Annotated in this window: 19 protein-coding genes; 9 read left to right on the top strand and 10 right to left on the bottom strand. The window is 45.2% G+C overall.

Annotated elements, in window-relative coordinates; genetic code table 11:
* Window positions 1–65: 65 nt before the first annotated feature.
* Entirely contained in the window at window positions 66–1337 is a 1272-nt protein-coding gene (locus MR764_RS10855; RefSeq protein ID WP_247979434.1) for a hypothetical protein, read from the bottom strand.
* A gap of 13 nt (window positions 1338–1350) precedes the next feature.
* Window positions 1351–2652 carry a DUF4270 family protein gene (locus MR764_RS10860; RefSeq protein ID WP_247979435.1) on the bottom strand — a complete coding sequence of 434 codons (1302 nt, stop codon included), beginning with the start codon at window positions 2650–2652 and terminating at the stop codon, window positions 1351–1353.
* A 276-nt stretch (window positions 2653–2928) separates the two neighbouring features.
* On the opposite strand from MR764_RS10860, the gene MR764_RS10865 reads away from it, so the two are divergent.
* The 9 genes from MR764_RS10865 to MR764_RS10905 all read left to right on the top strand — a co-directional run bounded on the left by MR764_RS10865 (window position 2929) and on the right by MR764_RS10905 (window position 13635).
* Window positions 2929–3939 carry a kelch repeat-containing protein gene (locus MR764_RS10865; protein WP_247979436.1) on the top strand — a complete coding sequence of 337 codons (1011 nt, stop codon included), beginning with the start codon at window positions 2929–2931 and terminating at the stop codon, window positions 3937–3939.
* Window positions 3940–4325: 386 nt separating this feature from the next.
* On the top strand, window positions 4326–5012 hold the full coding sequence (locus MR764_RS10870; RefSeq protein WP_247979437.1) for a response regulator transcription factor: 687 nt from the start codon (window positions 4326–4328) through the stop codon (window positions 5010–5012).
* A gap of 35 nt (window positions 5013–5047) precedes the next feature.
* Window positions 5048–6304 (top strand): HAMP domain-containing sensor histidine kinase, encoded by a 1257-nt coding sequence (locus tag MR764_RS10875; RefSeq protein WP_247979438.1) that lies wholly within the window; start codon window positions 5048–5050, stop codon window positions 6302–6304.
* 524 nt (window positions 6305–6828) lie between these two features.
* On the top strand, window positions 6829–8082 hold the full coding sequence (gene hemA / locus MR764_RS10880; protein ID WP_247979439.1) for a glutamyl-tRNA reductase: 1254 nt from the start codon (window positions 6829–6831) through the stop codon (window positions 8080–8082).
* Window positions 8079–9785: a hydroxymethylbilane synthase gene (gene hemC / locus MR764_RS10885; protein ID WP_247979440.1), complete on the top strand. Its 1707-nt coding sequence runs from the start codon at window positions 8079–8081 to the stop codon at window positions 9783–9785. The genes hemA and hemC overlap by 4 nt, the downstream gene beginning before the upstream one ends.
* Before the next feature lie 23 nt (window positions 9786–9808).
* A complete protein-coding gene (gene hemB, locus MR764_RS10890; RefSeq protein WP_247979441.1) occupies window positions 9809–10789 on the top strand; it encodes a porphobilinogen synthase in 981 nt (326 codons plus the stop codon).
* 26 nt (window positions 10790–10815) lie between these two features.
* On the top strand, window positions 10816–12111 hold the full coding sequence (gene hemL / locus MR764_RS10895; RefSeq protein ID WP_247979442.1) for a glutamate-1-semialdehyde 2,1-aminomutase: 1296 nt from the start codon (window positions 10816–10818) through the stop codon (window positions 12109–12111).
* Window positions 12112–12113: 2 nt separating this feature from the next.
* Entirely contained in the window at window positions 12114–13142 is a 1029-nt protein-coding gene (gene hemE, locus MR764_RS10900) for a uroporphyrinogen decarboxylase (protein ID WP_247979443.1), read from the top strand.
* Window positions 13143–13164: 22 nt separating this feature from the next.
* On the top strand, window positions 13165–13635 hold the full coding sequence (locus tag MR764_RS10905) for a hypothetical protein (RefSeq protein WP_247979444.1): 471 nt from the start codon (window positions 13165–13167) through the stop codon (window positions 13633–13635).
* A 381-nt stretch (window positions 13636–14016) separates the two neighbouring features.
* Here the strand turns inward: MR764_RS10905 and MR764_RS10910 are convergent, their stop codons facing one another.
* The 8 genes from MR764_RS10910 to MR764_RS10945 all read right to left on the bottom strand — a co-directional run bounded on the left by MR764_RS10910 (window position 14017) and on the right by MR764_RS10945 (window position 23210).
* Window positions 14017–14649, bottom strand: a complete 633-nt coding sequence (locus tag MR764_RS10910) for an MAE_28990/MAE_18760 family HEPN-like nuclease (RefSeq protein ID WP_247979445.1) — start codon at window positions 14647–14649, stop codon at window positions 14017–14019.
* A 2-nt stretch (window positions 14650–14651) separates the two neighbouring features.
* Window positions 14652–15722: a DUF262 domain-containing protein gene (locus MR764_RS10915; RefSeq protein WP_247979446.1), complete on the bottom strand. Its 1071-nt coding sequence runs from the start codon at window positions 15720–15722 to the stop codon at window positions 14652–14654.
* 1184 nt (window positions 15723–16906) lie between these two features.
* Window positions 16907–17626, bottom strand: coding sequence for a uroporphyrinogen-III C-methyltransferase (gene cobA, locus MR764_RS10920; RefSeq protein WP_247979447.1), 720 nt, complete (start codon window positions 17624–17626; stop codon window positions 16907–16909).
* A gap of 26 nt (window positions 17627–17652) precedes the next feature.
* Window positions 17653–18492, bottom strand: a complete 840-nt coding sequence (locus MR764_RS10925; protein ID WP_247979448.1) for an NAD(P)H-binding protein — start codon at window positions 18490–18492, stop codon at window positions 17653–17655.
* A gap of 217 nt (window positions 18493–18709) precedes the next feature.
* Complete coding sequence (cysI, locus tag MR764_RS10930) at window positions 18710–20410, bottom strand: assimilatory sulfite reductase (NADPH) hemoprotein subunit (protein ID WP_247979449.1); 1701 nt, start codon at window positions 20408–20410, stop codon at window positions 18710–18712.
* A gap of 257 nt (window positions 20411–20667) precedes the next feature.
* A complete protein-coding gene (locus MR764_RS10935; RefSeq protein WP_247979450.1) occupies window positions 20668–22497 on the bottom strand; it encodes an assimilatory sulfite reductase (NADPH) flavoprotein subunit in 1830 nt (609 codons plus the stop codon).
* A gap of 2 nt (window positions 22498–22499) precedes the next feature.
* Entirely contained in the window at window positions 22500–22952 is a 453-nt protein-coding gene (locus MR764_RS10940) for a bifunctional precorrin-2 dehydrogenase/sirohydrochlorin ferrochelatase (RefSeq protein WP_247979451.1), read from the bottom strand.
* A gap of 3 nt (window positions 22953–22955) precedes the next feature.
* Window positions 22956–23210 carry a DUF2061 domain-containing protein gene (locus tag MR764_RS10945; RefSeq protein ID WP_247979452.1) on the bottom strand — a complete coding sequence of 85 codons (255 nt, stop codon included), beginning with the start codon at window positions 23208–23210 and terminating at the stop codon, window positions 22956–22958.
* Window positions 23211–23391 lie beyond the last annotated feature (181 nt).

Consider the following 23391-nt stretch of genomic DNA (forward strand, 5'->3'; position numbering starts at 1 on the left):
ACACTAACCCTTCTGCGAAGGCGATCTGACCGAGAACTGCGACTCTATACTGTTCTCTTTCGTCGTTAATCGATCACCCTGCGCATAAATGCAATTTCGTTGAGGTTAAATCCAAGATTGAAAAGCAGGTATTTTTCCTGAACCAGGTTTCTCGAGGTGGTGCCGTTTATTCCTCCGGTAACCGAAATATTTACTTCAGAAATCTTTCCGGGTAGCGGAATTCCCAATCCTACAGTAAAGCTTTTATCGTTAATGGTTGAGCCACCAAGATTAAGATACGACCGCTGATAATTCACACCAAAGCGATAGATCCAGTTTTTATAGGCAGCATTTACTGCACTGTAGGGCCAGGGCCGAAGTTCAAGTCCGGCTACAACACGGTGAAGATCGACGAAATCGCTGCCCTGTGTCGGATAGCTAACTTTCGACCATTCCTGAAAGCTGTAATCCAAAGCGAATTTGTATTTGCCCGGATTCACCACGCCAAGTCCTACCCCCAGAATATTGGGAACGGTTAAATAATCGGTGTTGTATTCGTCGCCGCCCACTTGTTCGAACGAGTTATCGTAGACAACAACGACGTGTTTCGAGCGCAAATCCTGCTCCGGTGCGAAAGTCACTCCTAACGAATATTCCTTTTTATTTTTTTTGAACGAGTATTGCAAACCGTAATCAAAATACAGACTCCGCATATAATCATATCGTTTCACCTGCATGTTGGGCACATAACCCGAGGCATAAATATTTTCTTCCTGTATCAGCGATCCAAACATATAGGAAAAATTCACCCCAAACGAGAGATGCTTTCCAATCCGCAGCGCATTTCCAAAATAAAACTGCGAAATACCACCACTCCCCACATAATCCGATGTGTACTGCTGATCAACGCCTTCCATATAATTTGTTTTCACAATCGAATAATTAATCGTTGAAAACGGTACTACGCCAAACGAACCGGCCAGCCAGCTGGTATACCTGAAGCCCAGCCCGATATGACTCAGGTTTCCGGTAAAGCCATTTTTCAATTCTTTTTGAGAACTCAGCGTGTAGGTTTTAGCCGCTACGCCAAATTCAGAAATAATGCGTAAACTGTCGATGCCGGTATAAGAAGCCGGGTTCAGATTGTTGAGATAATTTCCGGATTTTAAAGCGATACCGGCTCCGGCCATTCCCTGGCTAGAACTAAAACCACGGTTTTGAATTTCTCCGGGACCAAATACAGAATAGGGCGAAACCGTATTTTGAGCCTTACTTTCCACGCCGGTCAGTAAAAGCAACAGAATGAAAAGGCCGGCGAAAAATCTTCCGGCAAATATTGTAAATCTTAGGTTGTGCATTGTTATCAAATAATTATTCGTAAAAAACATAATACAGATTCAAAACCGAACGATAGTTTACTCCATCGCGGGCATCGATAACCAGGCGGCTAAGACTTCCCTTAAACTCCGATTCCGGAATCGTAAGTATCAACCCCACCTGTTCGTCAATAAATCCTTTGCTTAACTCGGTATACAGAAACTGGGTAAGATCGATTGTATAATAATTGTATTCGTTGTAGAACTCATCAAAACTCATTTCAGAATAAATCACTTCCGAAGAGGTATTCATATATTCAGAAATCAGGTTATTGTATTTATCGGTGTAATACATCATCAGACTTTCGGGCAGATCCACCGCTTTTTCGCTCCCCGGATACGGACGCAATACCAGCTCTGCTTTATACAATATATTATCAGTGTCGAATTCGAGGAGCCGGTTGATCGACGGGAAATTAATACGGGTTACCAGTCCGTTTCCGGCCTGTATAAATGCTTTATTTCCGGTGAGCGACGATGCCAGCTCCTCCCGTTGCGTTCTGATGCTCTCAAGTGGAGTACCGGTGCGATCGGCTTCGATCTGATTAAAATAGTTGTAACTGGTATTGAGCGTAAACCGACGTTCGTTCTCTGTTCTTTCCAGCCCCGATTGATGGGTATACATAATCATACAAGTTGAAGTATCGGCCGAAAAAGAAAGAACCGCTGTGTTTTGCGAACTTCCTTCCAAAACAATCCCATACAGATATTCCCTGAACTTACTCAGGTCTGTTAGTTTCAAATCTTTGTTCTGTAAGCTGTTGAATAGATCCAGCCCAAAATCATCCGAAAGACGAATTTCGATCTCATCGTTTTTATTGGGGCGGGGATACAAACTGATCTGCCCCAGCGGATCGTCGCTGTAGTAAAACGACGAGGTATTGTACAATCCCATATCATCGTCGTCCAATTCCTCGAGTAGTCTTTTTACAGAAATGGTCTGCAGCTGAAGCGTGTCGCCATAAACCTTATCCGAATACGGAAGTTTAAACACCAAAGAATCAAACACCTCTTCATCGCCAAACGAAATTGTTTCCGGCAATCCGAGTTCGAAATAGGCGGTTGAAGTTACCGGCCCCAGTTCAGGATCGACATAGCGCCCCACCAATAAATCTCCGGGGCTCGATGTTGCAATGGAATCAATCAATACCGTTTCAAGCCTGACCGAAAAAGTATCCAGCAGTACAAAACGGGTTTGCGATTTAATGTATTTGTCAACGGTTGAATTTAGATCTTCATCATCCGAGCAACCCAACAAACCGACAACTATTAAAATTAGAATAAGTTTTCTAAGCATATGAATTTGTTTTCAGCTCAAATGAAGAAAAGATTGATGAAGGATCGAAAAATTATATACCAACCCGATTGGTCGATAGATGATCCCAGTAAATCTCCTACTATTAACGCTTTTTAACCTTCTAAAACGGCTTTTATCCGTGCTTTTCGGATTTAAAAGAGACTTTTTTCCTGTTCATCGATACTTTTTGGGGCTTTGTATATTTTCCTTTTTTGGGATGATTTCGAAACATAGGTTTGTGTGCAGAAAATCATATAAAAAATAAAAAAATTGGTCATGAAAGTAAATCAATTAAATTTTGTGCTACTACTTTTCATAATGTCGCTTTCGATCGTTTCGTGCAGCAACAGCGAGGATGAAGAACTGGAAGGAAACTGGTCGGAAGAATCGGATTTTGACGGAGTACCAAGGAGTGACGCGGCTTCTTTTGTTATCGGAAACTATGCATATGTCGGCACCGGATACGACGGTGAAGACAGACTCAACGACTTTTGGCAATACGACCCATCAACCAACAATTGGCTGAAAATGGCAAACTTCCCGGGAACCGCCCGTAACGGCGCTGTTGCATTTAGTGTAAATGGCAAAGGATACCTTGGTACCGGTTACGACGGCGACGATGAACTAAGCGATTTCTATCAATATACTCCGGAGACAGATACCTGGACAAAAATCGCCGATTTCCCGGGAACTGCCCGTTACGGAGCTGTTGCATTTTCGGTAGGTGGAAAAGCTTATGTAGGAACCGGTTACGACGGTAACTATCTGAAAGATTTCTATGCCTACACGCCTGAAACCGACAGCTGGGAACAAGTGTACAGTATTGGTGGGTCCAAGCGCCGCGATGCCACTTCTTTTGTCATCAACGATGTTGCGTATGTTGTTTCGGGCCTCGATAATGGCTCTTACCTAACCGACCTTTGGAAGTATGATCCGTCGACAGGATTATGGACCGAAATGCGCGACATTACGGATGCCAACGACGACGAGGACTACGACGACGATTACACCGGCATTGCACGTATCAGCGCAACCGGAATTACGATTGGTGGCAAAGGATACCTCGTTGGAGGAAGCGCCGGAAGCATTCTAGGCACAACCTGGGAATATACCCCATCAACAGACCTTTGGGTGGAACGTACTTCATTTGAGGGAGTATCACGTACCGAAGCAGTTGGTTTTGCCATCGGTTTGAAAGGCTACGTGGCTACCGGAAGAAGTTCGAGCTACTATTTCGATGACATCTGGAGTTTTGACCCAACTGCAGAATACGACGAAGACAATTAATAGCATATAAATAAACTTTTTTCTCTACTGGTTAATCAATTATTTATCGAATCGCCCGGAACGGATAAGAGACGCAAAACGCTGAATGAACATATAAAGTCGATTGTTCTGCTAATCAGGTAATTTTTGCTACTCATGGTAAGTAAATTCATAACGTTACCGTCTCTCCGTTTCGGGTCGATTCTTTTTACCGCCTCGCCCCTCCTTCAATCCCTCAAAACATCACCTAACTACATAGCAAACAACTTCCTTCCTCCCCCATTATTCCGAATAACTTTCACTGCTTAAAAAATCAGCTCTCCTCCACACCTGCACGTTCCAAACTCAAAAGTTGTTATCTTGCAATTGAAAAATGATTCGGTAAGAATCGTGCAAGTACCAGCAAAATGAAGATCCTGATTATTGAAGACGAAAAAGCGCTTTCGGACGCTGTGGTAAACTACCTGACAGCTGAAGATTATCTGTGTGAAGCAGCTTACGACTACGAAACAGCCGTGGAAAAAACCGAGCTTTACGATTACGACTGCGTTTTAGTCGACATTAATTTACCCGGAGGAAGTGGCCTTGATATTATCCGTCTGGTAAAAAAGCGCAAGAAAAGCATGGGCATCATCATTATCTCGGCCCGCAACTCGCTCGATGATAAAATTGAAGGACTGGATATTGGCGCCGACCATTACCTGACCAAGCCCTTTCATCTCGCTGAACTGAATGCGCAACTGAAATCGATTCACCGACGGATCAATTTCGACGGAAACAACCAGATCATCATCAACGAAATCAAAATCATGCCCGATGCGCACCAGGTTTTTGTGCACGACAACCTGCTGAAACTGACCAAGAAAGAATACGAGCTGATGCAGTTTTTTGCCGCCAACAAAAACAAGGTCATCACCAAAACCGGACTGGCCGAACACCTTTGGGGAGACTATATGGAGGTGGCTGATTCCTACGACTTTATTTACGGCCACATCAAAAATCTACGTAAAAAACTACTTGCCAACGGATGCCGGGACTACATACAAACCATCTACGGTGTTGGTTATAAATTCGACACCAGTATCGGGAATTAAAAGCTGCACAATTCAAACGACAGAACTGATTTACCATGAAGCTTCTTACCAGAACAAGTCTTAATTTCCTTTCCATTTCTCTCTTTATTTTCCTGGTGGGGCTCATTGTCTTTTATTTTTTGCTTCGTAAACAGGTCGACGCCAACATAAATGCCGAACTGTCCAAAAAAGAAAGCAACATCCGCTCGGAGCTAAACATGGCGCACGGCACGGGAAAAGCTCCTCAAAGCCCGGCCGACAAAATCGTCATCATTCCTGCGCCGGCCAACGACGCCTCCCGCGCTTTCTCCGATACCATTCTTTTTGATGAACGGGAACAGCATTATGTTCCGCACCGCCAGCTTGAATTCACCACCGAAATCAACGGGCAGACGTTCCTGGTAAAAATCTATAAGTCGCTGGCCGAAACCGATTCGCTCATCGTTCGGATTCTGTTGTTGTTAACTGTAGTTGTAGTGATGTTAATTGCTGCACTGCTGATACTCAACCTGCACACGTCGCAGAAAGCGTGGCATGTATTCTACGATACATTGGAGAAAGTCAGTCACTACGACTTGAATTCGCAGCAGGAATTTTCGCCACAAGCTTCTGACATCAAGGAGTTCAACGACCTGAATGGCGTTTTGAAGGCAATGACCGAAAGGATAAAAAACGACTACTACAACCTGAAGGAATACACCGAGAACGCCTCCCACGAAATACAAACACCACTGGCCGTAATTACATCAAAACTGGAGTTATTGCTGCAGTCCGACAAGCTTCCCGAAAAGGAACTAAAAACCATCACCGACGCGCTGGAAGCCAGTTCCAAACTGTCGCGACTCAACAAAACGCTGTTATTACTGGCCAAAATCGAAAATCGCCAGTTCCCCGAAACCAAAGAAGTGGATTTAAGTGAATTAATTGAATACCAGCTCGAAAATTTTGAAGAACTGATCGAAACCAAGCAGATTAAGGTGAAAATGCCGGAATCTTCCTTCTCAGTAAAAATGAATCCCTTCCTGGCGGATATCCTGATAGCCAACCTCATCAAAAACGGGTTGCGCCACAACGTAAAAGGCGGAAACCTGGAGTTTGATATCAACGAAGAAAGACTGATTGTTTCGAACAGCGGCGAAAAAATTCAGGGCGACGAAGGCCAACTCTTCAACCGCTTTTACAAAGCCTCTTCCTCCGACAAATCAACAGGACTAGGACTGGCCATCGTCCAAAAAATTTGCGAAGTATCCGGTTTTCAGGCCCAATATGCTTACCGCGAAAACCTGCATCAATTCAGTATTTTTTTCAAGTAGCTTCCGGGGTGACGTTTAAGATTGCTTCGCGCTGCTCGCAATGACGCCCAAAGGGGTTTTTTACGTTCGGGAGGGTTTGGTTTTCGGCAAAGCCGAAAACCAAACCCTCCTAGCAAATTAATAACACTACTTCTCTATCATTGCGAACGCAGTGAAGCAATCTGTCTTTCTACAATTATTTTTAACCCGACAACGGCTATTTCTTCCCAAACCCAATATTTTCTCCCAGACAACTTAAAAATAACCCGATTCCACAATTTAAATTTAGATTAAACAACACGTTTCAGAAACGGAAAAATCCACCTAAACAAACACACCCCATAAATTACCAACACATTAATTTTGTGCACATTAGAGCATAACAATACTCCCATTTCGATATGACATATATCAACATCAAAACAACTTTTTATCACAACACAGTAAAAGCAAAACAGCATTCTGTCAAATCCGGATTTTTTGCACAGATTTTCTACAGATTGTTTTAATATACTTGAACTGCAAATCAGAAAGATTCACAACGAATGATCGGATTATTAGGATTAAATCACAAGACAGCACCCATCGAAATCCGGGGTAGATTTGTTTTTTGCGAAGAGGATGTCAGGCGTTTTATTCCGGGCCTGAATGAAATGGGATTGACCGGTGCCATTGTTTTATCCACCTGTAACCGAACGGAGATTTACTTCGATTATTCCGGTTCAGATATCGAATCGTTTGGCGATTATATGCTCTCAACACTGATCGACTGGCGTAAAGCCGACACTGAGGTAAAACAACATTTTTACACTTATTTTGGTGAAAACGTTTCACGTCACCTGTTCAAAGTAGCTTCCGGGCTCGATTCAATGGCTTTGGGAGAATACCAGATTGTTGGTCAGCTGAAAGAAGCGTTTGCCATCAGCGAACGTCAAAACATCAATAGCTCGGTACTGATCCGTCTTTTCAACAAAGCGTTTGAAGCCGGAAAATCGGTTCGCACCAACACAGAATTGAGCAAAGGAGCCGTTTCGATAAGTTATGCCGCTGTGGAACTGGCATCACAAAAATTACGCAACCTTACTTCGCACCCGGCTCTTTTGATCGGCGCCGGACAAACAGGCGAACTTACCATGCAGAACATGGTAAAAAAAGGCTGCACCAAATTCACGGTGATTAACCGCACCTTTGAAAAAGCAGCGGAACTGGCTGCACGTTACAACGGTGAAGCCCGCACCCTGGAAGAACTTGATGATTTATTACTCAACCACGATATTGTGATCGCCAGCACGGCCTCAAAAAAGGCACTTATCACCAAAGAAAAAATGATGCAGATCATGCCGCTCCGCCATTACAAGCCGATGTTCTTTATCGATCTTTCTGTTCCGGCAAATGTGGAAGTGGCTGTAGGCGAAATTGACAACACCTTTGTTTACAACGTGGATGATTTAACCGCTGTGGTAGACGAAACCTTCGAAAAGCGCAAAGGCGAAATTGAAAAAGCCGAAGAGATTATCGAAAGTTTTGTGGCTGAATTTTCGGACTGGCAACACACCCGCGAACTGACGGCTACTTTCCAGAGCATCAGCGAAAATTTCCAGAAAATCAACCAGCAGGAATTGGAAGGCTTTATGAAAAAGCAGGTGAGAAACAACGGCGAGGATGCAGAAATGTATGCCGAGCACATCACCAACAAATTCATCCGCCTGATGATCCGCAACGTTAAGTCGGTAACCGACAATGGCCGCAAAAAAGAGTACATTGATTTGGTTAACGACCTGTTCAAAATCGCTCAATGAGAAAACACATTCGAATCGGAACCCGCGGAAGTCAGTTGGCCTTGTACCAGGCTTACCGTGTAAAAGATACTTTGGAGGCAAAATACCCGGAGCTCACTTTTGAGATTGTGGTAATTAAAACCAAAGGCGATAAAATACTGGACGTGCCGCTTTCCAAAATCGGCGACAAGGGACTTTTTACCAAGGAACTGGAAATTGCGATGTTCGACGACGAAATCGACATGGCTGTTCACAGTTTAAAAGACCTGCCCACCGTTTTCCCGAAAGGTACCAAACTGGGCGCAGTGCTCGAACGGGCCAGCGCATTCGATGCACTGGTTACCAAAGACCAGCGAACATTCGAAGAACTTACATCAGAAGATATTATTGCAACATCGAGCCTGAGAAGAAAGGCGCAGTTGCTCAAACTCAATCCGAACCTCACCATTGTTGAAATTCGCGGAAACGTAAACACGCGCATCCGGAAAATGGAAGAAGGTTATTGCAGTGCCATGATTATGGCGGCTGCCGGTTTGCAACGCCTTGGCATGGACGAGCACATTTCGGAAGTGCTTTCGCCCGATAAAATGATCCCGGCCTGTGCACAGGGAGCCATTGCGATCGAAATATTGGAAAAAGACCACGCAATTGAGAATTTACTGAATGGTATCAATCACCTCGAAACGATGATCACTTCGGGTGCCGAACGTACTTTTTTACGCACGCTCGAAGGCGGTTGCCAGATTCCCGTGGGAAGCCATTCTGAAATTAAAGGCGACACTTTTACCATCACCGGCTTTATTTCCAACCTCGACGGAAGTGTGTTTATCAAGGATTCGGCTTCTGGCTCTGTTAAAGAGGCCAACACAATTGCCAACGGTCTGGCGGAAAAACTGCTGAACGATGGGGGCAAAACAGTACTCGACACCATAAAAGCGAACATAGCACCACAAACCGGCGAACTTCCGCTAAAAGGAAAAACGATTATTTCAACCCGACCCGTTGAAGTGGGCGACGATCTTTCGCAATTGCTTAAAGCCAAAGGCGCCAATGTGATCGAAGCTCCGATGATCCGGATTGAGACAACCGTACTTCCCGATTCAGAAAAAGCGGTTTTAAAAGACCTGCAAAAATTTAACTGGGCATTTTTCACCAGCAAAAACGGCGTTATCCACTTTTTCAAACAGCTGATTGAAATCAACGGAAACACCACTTTGCCCGAAACACTGAAGATTGCGGTGATCGGAGAAAAAACGGCGGACGAACTCGACTATTACGGTTACGGTCCGCAATTTATTTCTCCCGAAGCCACGGCTGAAGAATTTGTAGCCGCTTTCAAAAAAGAATACACACCCGAAGGTCAGCAACTATTGCTGGCGTTGGGAAACATCGCCGGAACAAAGCTCGAAGAGCAGCTTTCAGAAAAAAATGACATTACACGGCTGAATGTGTACAACACTTTGCCGCCTGTTACACCGGGTGAAAATGTGCAGCGTCTCATTCAGAACAATCAATACAACTGCATTCTTTTCACCAGTCCGTCAACGGTCCAGAATTTTTATGCTTTGATGGGAAAAGAACTGTCCACGCCCCCCACTATCGGGAGCATCGGGCCGGTGACCACCAAAGCAGTGCAGGAACTGGGCTGGGAAACCGCATTCGAAGCAGCGCCTTACAATTCGGAAGGCCTTGTTTCGTCCATTATTCAGTATTTTAGCAAGTAATCAAACATCAAAACAGATAAGTTATGGCATTTCCGCAAACAAGATTAAGAAGACTTAGATACAATTCAGTATTGAGAGACATGGTTACCGAAACCAAACTTTCGGTGGACGACTTAATCATGCCGCTTTTTGTATGCGCCGGTACCAATATTAAGAACCCAATTTCGTCGATGCCGGGAAACTACCAGTTATCGGTAGAACTCCTGGTGGAAGAGTGTAAAAAAGTAGTGGCCGCCGGTGTTCGTGCGGTGTTGCTTTTTGGAATTCCGGCAGAAAAAGATGAACACGGACTGGTAGCCTGCCAACACAACAGCATCGTACAAACTGCCATCCGAGCCATCAAAAAGGAATTGCCCAATCTGTATATCGTTGCCGATGTCTGCAACTGCGAATATACCACACATGGTCATTGTGGAACGATTATCGACGGCGACGTGGATAACGACAGCACACTGGCAACACTGGCCAAACAATCGGTTTCGCTGGCCGAAGCCGGAGCCGATATGATCGCACCGAGCGATATGATGGACGGCCGCGTGGGAAGTATCCGCAAAGCACTGGATGAAGCGCATTTTGAAAAAATTCCGATCATGTCGTATGCAGCAAAATACGCTTCAGGTTTTTACGGTCCGTTCCGTGAAGCCGCTGAAAGCGCTCCGAAATTCGGAAACCGTGCCACCTACCAGATGAACCCGGCCAACTCGAACGAAGCCATGCGCGAAGTGGCAGCCGATATCGAAGAGGGTGCCGACCTGGTTATGGTAAAGCCTGCCCTTTCATACCTCGACATTATCTACCGCGTGAAAACCGAATTCAACATGCCGGTAGCAGCTTACAATGTGAGCGGAGAGTTTTCGATGGTAAAAGCCGCCGGAGCAAACAACTGGATCGATGAAGCCCGTGTTATGATGGAAGTTCTGACTTCGATCAAACGTGCCGGAGCCGACATCATTATCACCTACCATGCGGTGGATGCGGCCAACATTATTAACGCGATGAAGTAAACATTGCAAAAGCAAAACAACAGAACATGTCCTTTACTAAAAGTATAGAAGCCTTTGAAAAAGCACAACAGGTAATCCCGGGCGGGGTAAACTCACCGGTTCGCGCTTTCAAAAGTGTGAAGCTGAATCCTGTGTTTATTGAAAAAGCCAAAGGCGCTGAAATTTTTGACATCGACGGTAACCGCTACATCGATTTTGTAGCCTCGTGGGGACCGCTGATTTTTGGCCACGCGCACGACCGCATCCTGGCTGCCATTAACGAAGCAGCACAAAAGGGAACCAGCTACGGCGCTCCCACGCAGTACGAAACACAAATGGCCGAACTGATCGTGGAAATGTTCCCGACAGTGGAAAAAGTGCGGATGGTTAACTCGGGTACAGAAGCCACCATGAGCGCGATTCGCCTGGCACGCGGTTACACGAAACGCGAGAAGATCGTCAAATTTATCGGTAACTACCACGGCCACGGCGACAGCTTTCTGATCAAAGCAGGATCGGGTGCCATCACACTGGGTATTCCTGACAGTCCGGGTGTGACCAAAGGAAACGCGCAGGATACCTTGCTGGCCGAATACAACAACCTCGATTCAGTACAAAAGCTGTTTGACGAGGAAAACGGACAGATTGCTGCGGTGATCGTTGAACCGGTTTCGGGCAACATGGGAATGGTACCTCCCAATCCGGGTTTCCTTGAAGGCCTTCGCGAAATTTGTACTGCCAACGGCGCGCTGCTGATCTTTGACGAAGTGATCACCGGGTTCCGACTCGCAAAAGGCGGTGCACAGGAATATTACGGTATTTCGCCCGACCTCACCACGCTCGGAAAAATCATCGGTGGCGGACTTCCGGTGGGCGCTTACGGCGGTAAAAAAGAGATCATGGACATGCTGGCACCGGTGGGCCCGGTGTACCAGGCCGGAACTTTATCCGGAAACCCGCTGGCAATGGCGGCAGGGATCACCATGCTGACAATGATCAACGAAACGGCCGATTTTTACAGCGAACTGGAACGCAAAGCTGCCAAGCTTGAAAAAGGCATCCGTCAAAACCTCGAAGAAACAGGTACCAAAGCGGTACTGAACCGCGTGGGATCGATGATGACCCTGTTCTTCACCCAAGAAAAGCAGGTTACTTCCTTTGACGAAGCCATGACCTGTGATACTGAAAAATATGCCGAATATTTCCGTCTTTCGCTTGAAAGCGGGATCTACCTGGCACCTTCGCAGTTCGAGTGTTTGTTTGTTTCGTACGCACACACCGACCAAGACATTGATTGTATTATTGAAGCCAACAAAAAAGCGTTGCAAAACCTGAAGAAATAGACATGAGCAATATTTTCGAAAAAACGTTACGGGGAGAAAAAACAGAAAGGCCACCGGTGTGGTTTATGCGGCAGGCGGGAAGAGTGCTTCCCTCGTACCTCGAAATGCGGAAAGAACACAGTTTTCACGAACTGATGCGTTCGCCCGAGCTGGCAGCTGAAGTTACTTTGCTCCCGGTTCATGACCTGGGCGTGGATGCCGCCATTTTGTTTTCCGACATCCTTGTGATTCCGGAAGCGCTGGGAATGAACCTCGCCTTTACCGATTCGGGACCGCGTTTTGAAAAGGCGCTGAAAGATGTCGCCGATCCGCTGTCGTTTTTAAAGGCCGACGCTCAAAAACTGGAGTATATATATAACGTAATTGATAGGATTGGAGAACGCAGGCCGGTCGATGTTCCATTGATCGGTTTCTGCGGAGCTCCGTTTACCACGCTCTGTTACATGGTGCAGGGACTGGGTACCAACCATACCTTCCCCGATGCAGTGGCTTTGCTCTACCAAAACAAAAGCCTCGCCAACGAGCTGCTCGAAGTGATCACCAACCTGTCGATTGAATACGCGCTAAACCAGGTAAAACACGGGATAGCCGCTTTTCAGATATTTGAAACACACGCCGGGTTAATTCCGGTCGATCTGTATATGGAACTCATCATGCCGCACGTACGCCGTATTTCGGCCGCGGTGATGGAAACCGGTACGCCCGTTATCTTTTTACCCAAAGGATTGGGTGTGGGCCTGAAATACCTCGGCCCCAAAGATGCCGATTTTATCAGCATCGACTGGCAGGTTCCGCTTGATGAAGCCCGGACTATGCTGCACCCCGGACTGGGCATCCAGGGAAACCTCGACCCGCGCATTTTGCTGGCCGACCAGGTGACGATCGGGCAAAAACTTGAAACCTATCTAGAATTTGGAGCCGCCAACGACAAATGGATCTTTAACGTAGGCCACGGTTTTATCCCGGGTATTCCGGTTGAAAATGCAAAGTTTGTGGTCGACTGGATCAAACAAGCCAACTGGGGACGGTAAGAATTAGATTAGAGATATAACAATGATAAACGAAACATTTCAGCTTTCCACACTCCTGATGATCCCCACGGTGAAAATCGTTCACTACGTGGTGAGCCTGTGTTTCCTGATGTTTGCCGTTTTGCTGATCTACCGCTCGGTAAGCGGAATCCGGCAGAAACGCGAATTTTCGACCTTCGACAAATTCCTGTCGTACGCGTTTATCATCAACCTCTACCTGCAACTTATTTTTGGGATCATCCTGTTTACCAACCTGGGCACCGACGCCGGGCTGAATTACATGGGTATTGAAGAAGGAATGGAAAAAGTATCGAAACGGCTGTGGCCGGTGGAGCACATTGTGCTGATGCTTTTTGCACTTTTTATCGCCAACCTCGGGCTCATCTCCTCGCTCAAAACCCACGACAGCAAAGGCCGCTACCGCAAAGTGCTCATCTACTACCTGCTCTCCATTTTCCTGATTGCCTTTTCGCTGGTCTCGATTTATGTATAACGTGTAAACTTTTTTAGGACGATTCAAATCCTTAGTAAAGGAAATCTCAAAAATCTTTACTTAATCACTTTCCTAGTACATTTTTATCCTGAAAAGTTTACTAATTAATGATTTTAGATTATTCTATACCAGAATAGGATATGGAGTAATTATGTTCCACCAAACAAAACTATAAACCACATCCCTTCATAAGATGAGTAAGCTTCCCCTTGTTTGCAACGAGGGACAAGCAGTTTTGAGTTTGTAAGTCACTCTTAAGTTCTTAAAATAGAAGTTCAGTGATAAAAAATGCTGCAGATAAAATGGCATTGTAAATGCGGTACAGCTTACCCCTCGTTGCAAACGAGGGGCAGTGGAATTACCAATTGTAAGTATCCGATATTACTTCAAATATGTTTTGTTTTTATATCCCTTTTCTATTCTATCATAAACTTCATACATCAAATCATTTAGGAGGGTACAAAATTTTTCAATATCAGTACTTGTAACAGGAATAGAGTTGTCTCCATGAGAGACAGAATTTCTAAACCGAAGTAATTTATTAATATTATTCTTAAAGTCTTTGACTGGTATTGGAGTCAAATTAAACCTTTCTAGTATTTTATTTAGTACTTCAAAATTAACATTTGATGTAGTTGGAATTTGTGATGAGATTATAACATTGCTTTGCATGAATTGCATTAAAGAATCAACAAATTCGACTTTGGTTTTAAACTGAACTCTTTGGTTTTGAAGTGTTAATTTGTCAGCTGAATCAATGGCATGGGCTAATAAGTTATAGTTAATTTGCGAAATATTTAAGTTCATTTGATTTAATACTCGAACGTAACATTCAAAAGATGTTTTAATAAAACCTTCCCAAAGAGAATAAATTATTGGAACGGAATATCTTATCAGAAATTTTCGATGCTCTTCGGAAATGCCATATTTAAAAGGAAGTGTTCTTAAGATGGAAAGCTCAGAGTATCGCCAATTAATATCGGCCATTATCTCTTGTTGAAAGTTATTTCCCATATCTATCTGTTTCCAAAAATTCTATTCGCCTCCTTAATGCGGTTACGAACTCTTTGTACCGAATTATTCCCTCCTGAACGAGAAATTTTTCTAATCACAATATCATTTTTCACCTCATTTATTACCTTATTTTGAATAATTTTCGGAGAAACACCACTATAGATGTGAAGATTTTCTGCGATTCCAATCATTATAGTATCATAAAAACCAGTCGCAAATACATTATTGCTACTCCTGAAAATCTTCTTGCCACATGGATGTAGAATATTTACTGTTTGATTAAAAATAGACTCGTACTTTTGATAATTAAAATTCTCATTCATTACAGCATCTCTCATGAACTCTGACATATGCTGCCCCATACTTAAACTAATATTTTTAACATTGTGAGTCATAGATAAGAATCGTAAAACAAGTTCCTCTAAATATAATTCTGACACTTGTTGTTGTGTTGCATCAACTAACATTATAAACTTACTATTGGACGCTAACTTTTTAAGAAAATCATTGAATTTAGAAGATACACCTCTATAAATGCAGTTTCTAATCTCTTGGTCTGTTAACGGTGTACCTCCAGTATTTAGTCGATTAAAAAGTTCATAACGCATATCATATACACTATCCCATTTTATTATCTCAACTCTACAGGTTGCTCGTTTTATATTCAGCTGAATCTTCATTGGTAGGTCTACCTGAGAGAAACCTTCTAAACTTTTTACAATATCACCAGATTCAAGTTGCCAATTGTTTTTTTCGGGTATAGTCTTCAAAATACCGAAAAAAGAAAGTATCGAAGATAATCTTTGCAATCCATCAACAAGTTCCCATCGACCGTTGGTATCCTCTGCAACAAAAATTGGAGGAACTGGTATTCCTAAAATTACAGACTCCAAAAATCTTGATTTTTGATAATCTGTCCATCTATAAAATCGTTGAAATTCTGGATTTATGATAATCTCATCTCTTTCATACATACTTATTATTTCACCAAAAGACATATCAAGTCTGTCAGTTTTGAGATTATTTCTTGCTGATTCAATCTCGCCTAATAATACATCATCATTTATTTTCATATTGCTTCAACTTAATTTCCGATCAACTTATGTGAATCTCAACTAGCTATATCCTTATAACCAGGTTGAGTTTTTACGCCAATTTTGAGGTGTGTTCCATCTTTTTGAGATTTACGAGCAGGGAGCCGTTTCATAGGTGGGCGGTTTAATTTTAGTTTTTCCGAAGATAACAAGAAAAATGGCTTACACAGCTGCTTAACATATCAAAAATGGCTTATCCCCTAAAAAAGAGCCCTTCAGCAGGCCTGTTGCGGGTTTCGGGCACAGGAAAAAAGCTTCTGCAGGCAGGTAAACAGAATTATTACCGTGGGTAAAATGATTTTTACCGTGGTAATCAGAACCATTACCTTGAGGATCATAGAGATTACCTTGGGTAACAAAGCCATCCTTTAGGTAAAATCTATGGTTACCTTGGTAATCGGAACAATTACCTCGAGGATGATAGAGATTACCTTGGGTAGCGAAACAATCCTTTAGGTAATTTCTATTTTACCCGAGGGTAACGAAGCAATTACCTGGGGTAAAAGCCTGATTACCGAAGGGCGGCAATGCGCTTCCCCTTTTATAATCTTTGGTCTATCCGCCGGATTTTACTATTTGTCATGACACAAATAGTAAACACAAAAGTCTAGGCTGCGTCCGCTTCGCTCGAAAAACTTACGTATTGACGACTAAGAGTTCGGAACTCCCCCGAGTACTCGGGGTCAAACAGCCGAACTCTTTTAACGCCGTCTTCACTTGTTTTTCGGCTCACCGCCCGAGGCCAATGTACGCGATCTCTCACAGCCACAGAACGAGATGGCCTATTTTTATCGATCCCGGAATCGAAACCCCGGGTTAGTGAGAGCGGGAAGCTCTGAGGAATCGAAGAGATCACCCGTCCGAACTTAGCCGTTGAGAAGAAGATATGTGAAGATAAAAATCAGCCTTGAGCTCGGAAATGCCTTCCTCGTGCTTCGTCTTTGCGTCAAGGCAAAGATGAAGACCTCCGGGAGGAGATTAAATCGCAAAAATGCTGATTAAAATGGCATTACCAATGCAGAGTAACTTACCCCTCGTTGCAAACGAGGGGCAGAGCAGTTACGGCGATCGGGACACGTTGGGTACTATGAAAATCCAACGCATACAGCGTTGACCTGTACGATGCGCTAAGCGGTTCGAAACCGCTAAGCGCGTAACAACGATCAATACTTCTTCAAAAAAATCAATGCGGGAGTTTTTAGCGGAGCAACCGAATGCTGTTCCGCTACTTCGGTAAGTTTTCCTTCCATGATCGCCGAATCGGGCAAACCGGTGCGGGAAACGATGGTGGCGGAAATCTGCGCGCGGTCGCCGGGATCAAAAGCTTCCACAATCTGGTCCAGCACTTTGGTTCCCATGTAGAGCACCGCTGTTCCGCGCTTTTCGAGGATATCGGCCAGGTGCCGTGCATTTACCGGCTTCCCCGACACATCGGTGCCCGAAAGCAGGTGCAGCGAGTTGCTGCCGCGGCGGTCGGTGAGCGCCACGCCAAACTCGGCAGCTGCCGCATTAAAAGCCGAGATTCCGGGAATCACTTCATACGGAATTTCATGTTCCTTTAAAAAAGAAGTTTCTTCGGCGCCGCGGCTAAACACCATCGGGTCGCCCGATTTTACGCGCACCACGGTTCTTCCTTCCAGCGAGTGCTGAAGCATTTTGGCGTGTATGGCATTCTGGCGCACCGTTACATCGCGGCCATCCCCTGCCCTTTTCCCCACAAACACCAGTTCGGCTTTTTCGGGGAAAAGCTGCCGCACTTCGCGCGACACCAGGGCATCGTACAACACCACATCGGCCTCACCAATCGCTCGATGCGCACGAATGGTCAGCAGGTCGGCCGGCCCGGGACCCGCCCCCACAATATATACCTTTCCTTTCTGCATGATTTCCTCCAAATTTTACCGTATCGTCAGATTCGGTAGGCCCATTCTTCCACTTCACGCAGATAGTCCATCGGGCTGTTGTAAATAAATTGATAGCCGAGTTTTTCCCGCAGTTTATCGCTGTTCACGATTTTAAAGGGTTCCTGAGTACCGGTAAACGCAGGAACCGGCAACTCGCTTATTTTGGCGGCCTTGGCGTAAAATTCGGCTTTGGTCGGATGTTCGGGCGAAGCGGCGTTAAACACTTCTCCCCAAACCTCCTTTTCGAGTATTTCGGTGATGATGTTGACACAATCGTCGCGGTGGATCAGGTTCACCGGCACGGCGCCTGCCACCTCGGTACGGTGCTGAACAAAACGCGCCGGATTGCGGTCGTAACCGATCAAACCGCCAAAACGCAGCACCGTGGTTTGAAAAGCGTCCTCCTGCAAAAAAAGCTTTTCGGCCGAAAGCAAAGCCCGGCCACTGGCTTTTTCCGGCGTTCCTTCGTTTCCTTCCTTCACTTCTCCGTTTCGGGATTCATACACCGACGTAGAAGAAATAAACAGCACCTTTTTGATGCCGATCTCCTTGATCTTCTTCACCACCTGTGCAATTTTCTGCGGAAACGATTCTTCGACGCAGGAAGTACGGCTGGGCGGAAAACTGACCATTAAAACATCGGTGTTAAAGAAACTGTTGTAATCGATCCGGATGTCTTGCGGCTGCACCTTTACATAAAAGGTACTGATGCCGGTCATCTCCAAATCGTTGTAGGTTTGTGTCGATGTGGTGGAACCTTTTACGTCCCAGCCTTTGCGCAAAAGCGATTTTCCCAATGCTGTTCCCAGCCAGCCGCTGCCTAATATTGATATTGTTCTGCTCATAACCTTTGTAGTTAGTGTCCTAAAAAATGTAAGAGATGAAGTTGTCCCAAACTGAAATAAATTTTCATTTTCACGTTGTCGGGCAATGACCCCTCCTCACCTCCCCAAAGGGGAGGAATCGTCCCCCATCGGGGGATTTAGGGGGTTTAATGTCAAATTACCGCCATCTTGTAAAGTGTTTAATCCTGTAATTCTCTTTTACCCCCACGTGACAGGATCAATGCCTGAAATCTTTTCCGTGACGGATTTCCTGAACGTATCCCTTGCGGATCACAAAATCGCCGAAATGTTCTTTCTCCGTGCGATTCGCCGCAAAATCTTCGATAATGCTCCTTAGCTCTTTCAAAATCTCTTCTTCGTTGATGGTTTCCTTGTACAGGGCATTCAAACGGTCGCCGTTAAAACTGCCGCCCAGGTACAGGTTGTAGTAACCCGGCGATTTCCCGATCAGCCCGATTTCTGCCAGGTAAGGCCTTCCGCAACCGTTGGGACAGCCCGTCATTCGGATAACGATTTCTTCCTCTCCCAGTTTGAATTCGTTAAGGATGGTTTCAATTTTTGATACAAGTGTCGGCAAATAGCGTTCGGCTTCGGCAAAGGCCAGCGGACAGGTGGGCAAAGCCACACAAGCGATGGAGTTCTTCCGTAATCCGGAAAGTTCGGTAGGTGCAACGCCATACTTTTTAAGCAGGGCATCTACCTTTTTCTTCACAGGTGCGGATACGCCCGAAACGATCAGGTTTTGATTACCGGTAAGAATAAAATCGCCGTCGATGGCTTTGGCAATTTCGCGCAGTGCTGTTTTTAGCTGAAATTTCCCGGTGTCGTGTACCCGGCCGCCTTCCACAAAATAAGTCAAGTGCCATTTGTCGTCGGTTCCCTTTTTCCAGCCGTAATCATCGCCGTTACGGGTCAGTTCGAAAGGCCTTGCTTCTTCCAGCGAATATCCCAAACTACTTTCCACTTCAGCTTTGAACAACTCCTCTCCCATCCGGTCGAAGGTATATTTCAGACGGGCCTGTTTGCGGTTTTTGCGGTCGCCATTGTCGCGCTGAACCAGCAATACTTTTTCGGCTACATCCAACACCTGGTCAGGCGAACAAAAGCCAATTACGGTTCCGGTGCGCGGGTAAGTCTCGGGCATTCCGAAAGTGGTACCCAAACCGCCACCAACCACTACGTTGTAACCAACGATCGCGTTCTTCTCCACAATGGCGATAAAACCCAGGTCCTGCGAAAAAACGTCGCTGTCGTTGTGCGGCGGAATCACCACACCGATTTTGAATTTACGCGGCAGATAGCGATCTCCATACAACGGCTCTTTATCCTGCTGACCCCCGGCCACCAGCTTTTTGTCGAGCCAGATTTCGTGGTAAGCGGTCGTCCGCGGCAAAAGGTGCTCGCTGATTTTCCGTGCCAGGTCAATGACTTCCGCATGAAAAGGCGACTCTGCCGGATTGGCATGGCTCATCACATTTCGGTTGACATCGCCACAAGCTGCAATGGTATCCAGCAGGCTCTGATTCATTTCGCTGATGGTGCTTTTCAGGTTCTTCTTCAAAACACCATGCAATTGAAAAGTTTGCCGCGTGGTAAGCTTTAAAGTGCCGTTGGCATATTTTTCGGAAAGATCGTCCATGCGCAGCCACTGATCCGGGGTAAAACGTCCTCCCGGCATCCGCAAACGGATGAGAAAGGAATACAGCGGCTCCAGCTTTTGGTGTTTTCTTTCTTTGTCGAGATCACGGTCGGTTTGCTGGTAGATCCCGTGAAATTTTGAGATCTGCGTGTCTCCGTCGGAAATGGCTCCCGTAATCGGGTTGGCCAGGCTTTCGACCAAAGTACCCCGCAGGTAGTTGCTCTCGTATTTCAGTCGTTCTACCTCCGACAGTTCTTTCCAGTTAATTGTATCACTCATTTTTCGGTTATTAAAATCGGGTTGTTGTTGTTGAAGTTATCAAAAGTTAATCTGCTTTATTTAAGAATTTATGCATTGTTTCATGTTTGCCAACTCTCCCTCTTCTCCCTCTCTATTCTTAGAGAGGGACGATTGTGACGTAGTCATAATCAGGGTGAGTAAACATATAAAAGAACGCTCTCCCCTCAATCATAACTACCTATTAAATCGACAATTACAATTGATTCTGACATTTTCTGTTTTTTGTTGTTGTATCGTTAATAAACGTCGGTCTGGAAACGCTTCTCGCGCTTCAGATTCTTAATATATTTTTCGGCCTGTTCCTGGGTGACTCCTCCCTGTTCCTGGATAATCTCCAGCAAGGCTTTGTTCACATCCTTTGCCATGTGTTTCATGTCGCCGCAGAGGTAGAGGTAAGCGCCGTTTTCGAGCCATTCAAATACTTCTTTCTGATTTTCCTTCAGGCGGTGCTGTACATACACCTTTTCTTCCTGATCGCGTGAAAAAGCCACTTCCATCCGTTCGAGGTGTTCAGATTTCAGCAGTTTCTGCCACTCGGTCTGGTACAGAAAATCGGAACTAAAACGACGTTCGCCAAAAAACAACCAGGTGTTTCCTTTTATTCCCTGACTCTCGCGGTGCTGCATAAAAGCCCGGTAGGGAGCCACACCGGTTCCGGCACCCACCATAATCATTTTTGAACCGTTCAGCGGCAGTTTAAATGCCGGATTCTTTTCGATGTAAACCGGAACCTGGTCATCAACCTCAATGCTCTCACTCAGATAAGTTGAGCAGGCGCCTTTGCGCAAACGGCTTTTGCGTTCGTAACGCACCACCGAAATCGTGGCATGCACTTCTTCCCCCACACTTTCCATACTCGACGAAATCGAATACAAACGCGGCGGAACCGGGCGCAGAATGCTCACGAGTTTGTTGGCATTCCATTGAAACGGAAAATCTTCGAGTAAATCCAGCACATCGTGTCCGTACAGATAGTCGTTTATCAATTCTTCATCCTCAAGGATTTTCAGCAGATCAGCATTCTTGGTTTTCTCGTAATATTTTTCGAGCAAATCGTAGGTCAGCGTTGTGATCTCCAAATGATAACTCAGGGCATCTTTTAGCGCAATCTTGTCATCGCCAAAATCCACTTGCTGTTCCGGATCAAAACCTGTTTTTTCAAGAATTGCCTCTACCAGGTCATCCGGGTTGTGTGTAAAAATACCGACTGAATCTCCGGGTTCGTATTCCAAACCCGACCCTTCGAGCGAGAGTTCCACATGGTATACTTCCTTGTCCGAATCGCGTCCGGTAATTTTTACCTTATCCAGAACAGTGGCCATGAACGGGTTGTTTTTTGAAAAGGTTTCTCCCACAACCGGCGAACCATTTGTTGCTGCAGGTGCCGACGCCACAGCGGGAGCTGCCGATGACGAGGCTGCAGGCGCTTCGGCCGGAGCCAGGTTAAGCAGTACATTGTTCATCCAGATTTCGGCACTCTGTTCGTAATCCACGTCGCATTTTACCATCGATGTGATCCGGTAACCGCCACAGTTCTTCAGTGCATCGTCGATATCCTCGCCGGTTTTGCAAAAGTTGCGGTAGGTTTTGTCGCCCAGCGCCAGCACCGAGTAATTGGTACTTTCGAGCTGCGGAGCCCGGTTGCCGGTTACATACTTGTGAAAGTCTTCGGCCATATCCGGCGGATCGCCTTCGCCGTGCGTACTCACGATTATCGCTACATTTTCCTCTTCTTTCAGTTTTTTGTAGTTGTAATCGTAAAGGCTGTACACCTGTGCATTGATACCTTTAAAGGTTGCTTTTTCGCCCAAACGTTCAGCCAAACCCTGCGAATGACCGGTTTCGGTACCAAACAAAATTGTCAGGTTGATACGGTTTTGCGGCGCCGGAGCAACCGCTGCTGCCGGTGCACCTATTTGCTGAACCTCGGAGCTTCCTCCCAAAACTGCCAGCCGGCCTTCGAAATAGCCGCTTAGCCAAAGGGTTTGTTCCTTTGTTAATCCTTGTACCAGCTGATCCAACGCTGTTAACTGTTGGTCACTTAATGGATTCAACTTTAAACTCATTTCTATCCTAAATTAAATTGCAATTTATCTTTTATCAGATCTCTTATTCTAATCGATTCGTATACGTTTTCGCCGTTCGATCCAACGGCTACCGTAATGTTCCCCTGCTTGTATATGGCTGGAGATACAAACTGACACAACGCAGGTTTATCGTGGATGTTCACCAAAACGCGGGCTTCCCTGCAATCTTTAACAATTTGCTTATCAACTACCTCATCGTCCAGACAGGAATACACCATTAAATAATCAGTCAGATACTTTTTATCGTAATCCGATTCGATACACTTAACACCACTTTGCCTGATCTCGTCACACACTTCGGGTGCAAGTACCTCCACTTCTGCATCAAAACGCTGAAGTATCCGGAGTTTCTTCAAAGCATCCTGACCTCCGCCAATCAAAAGGATCTTCTCGTTGGCGATATCGATCGATATGGGTAAATAGTTTTTCTTCATGGTTTAAATCTCGTATTCAATCGGTGTTTCTTTTTCTCTACCGTAGTTGCATTTATTCCAGGCACGTTCGTGCAAAAAGTAAAGTGCCATTTTGGTAAACAACTCAACCCCGCCAATGGTTACTGCGAAATTCAGATTTCCCACAACAATCCACGAAATAATAATGGTATCGATTGTCCCGACTGTTCTCCATGAAAGTGTTTTGGCGATACTTCGTCGTTTTCGCTCTCCTGATTTGCCTGTAACTGTATTCCCCATTGTTTTGCTCCTGTAACCGGTTTTTGTTTGCCTGTTATACCAAAAAAAGATGACCCTCCCGCAAGTGCAGAAGAGCCATCATTATTAGGTAATTATAATTCTCAGATTTTCATTTCTCCTTCTGCAACAATTCAAAATCACAACACATACACATCATACATGTCATCGATTTTTTCATTGT

It is taken from the genome of Maribellus sp. YY47, from assembly GCF_023111095.1.
In the GTDB taxonomy this organism is placed as follows: Bacteria; Bacteroidota; Bacteroidia; order Bacteroidales; family Prolixibacteraceae; genus Draconibacterium.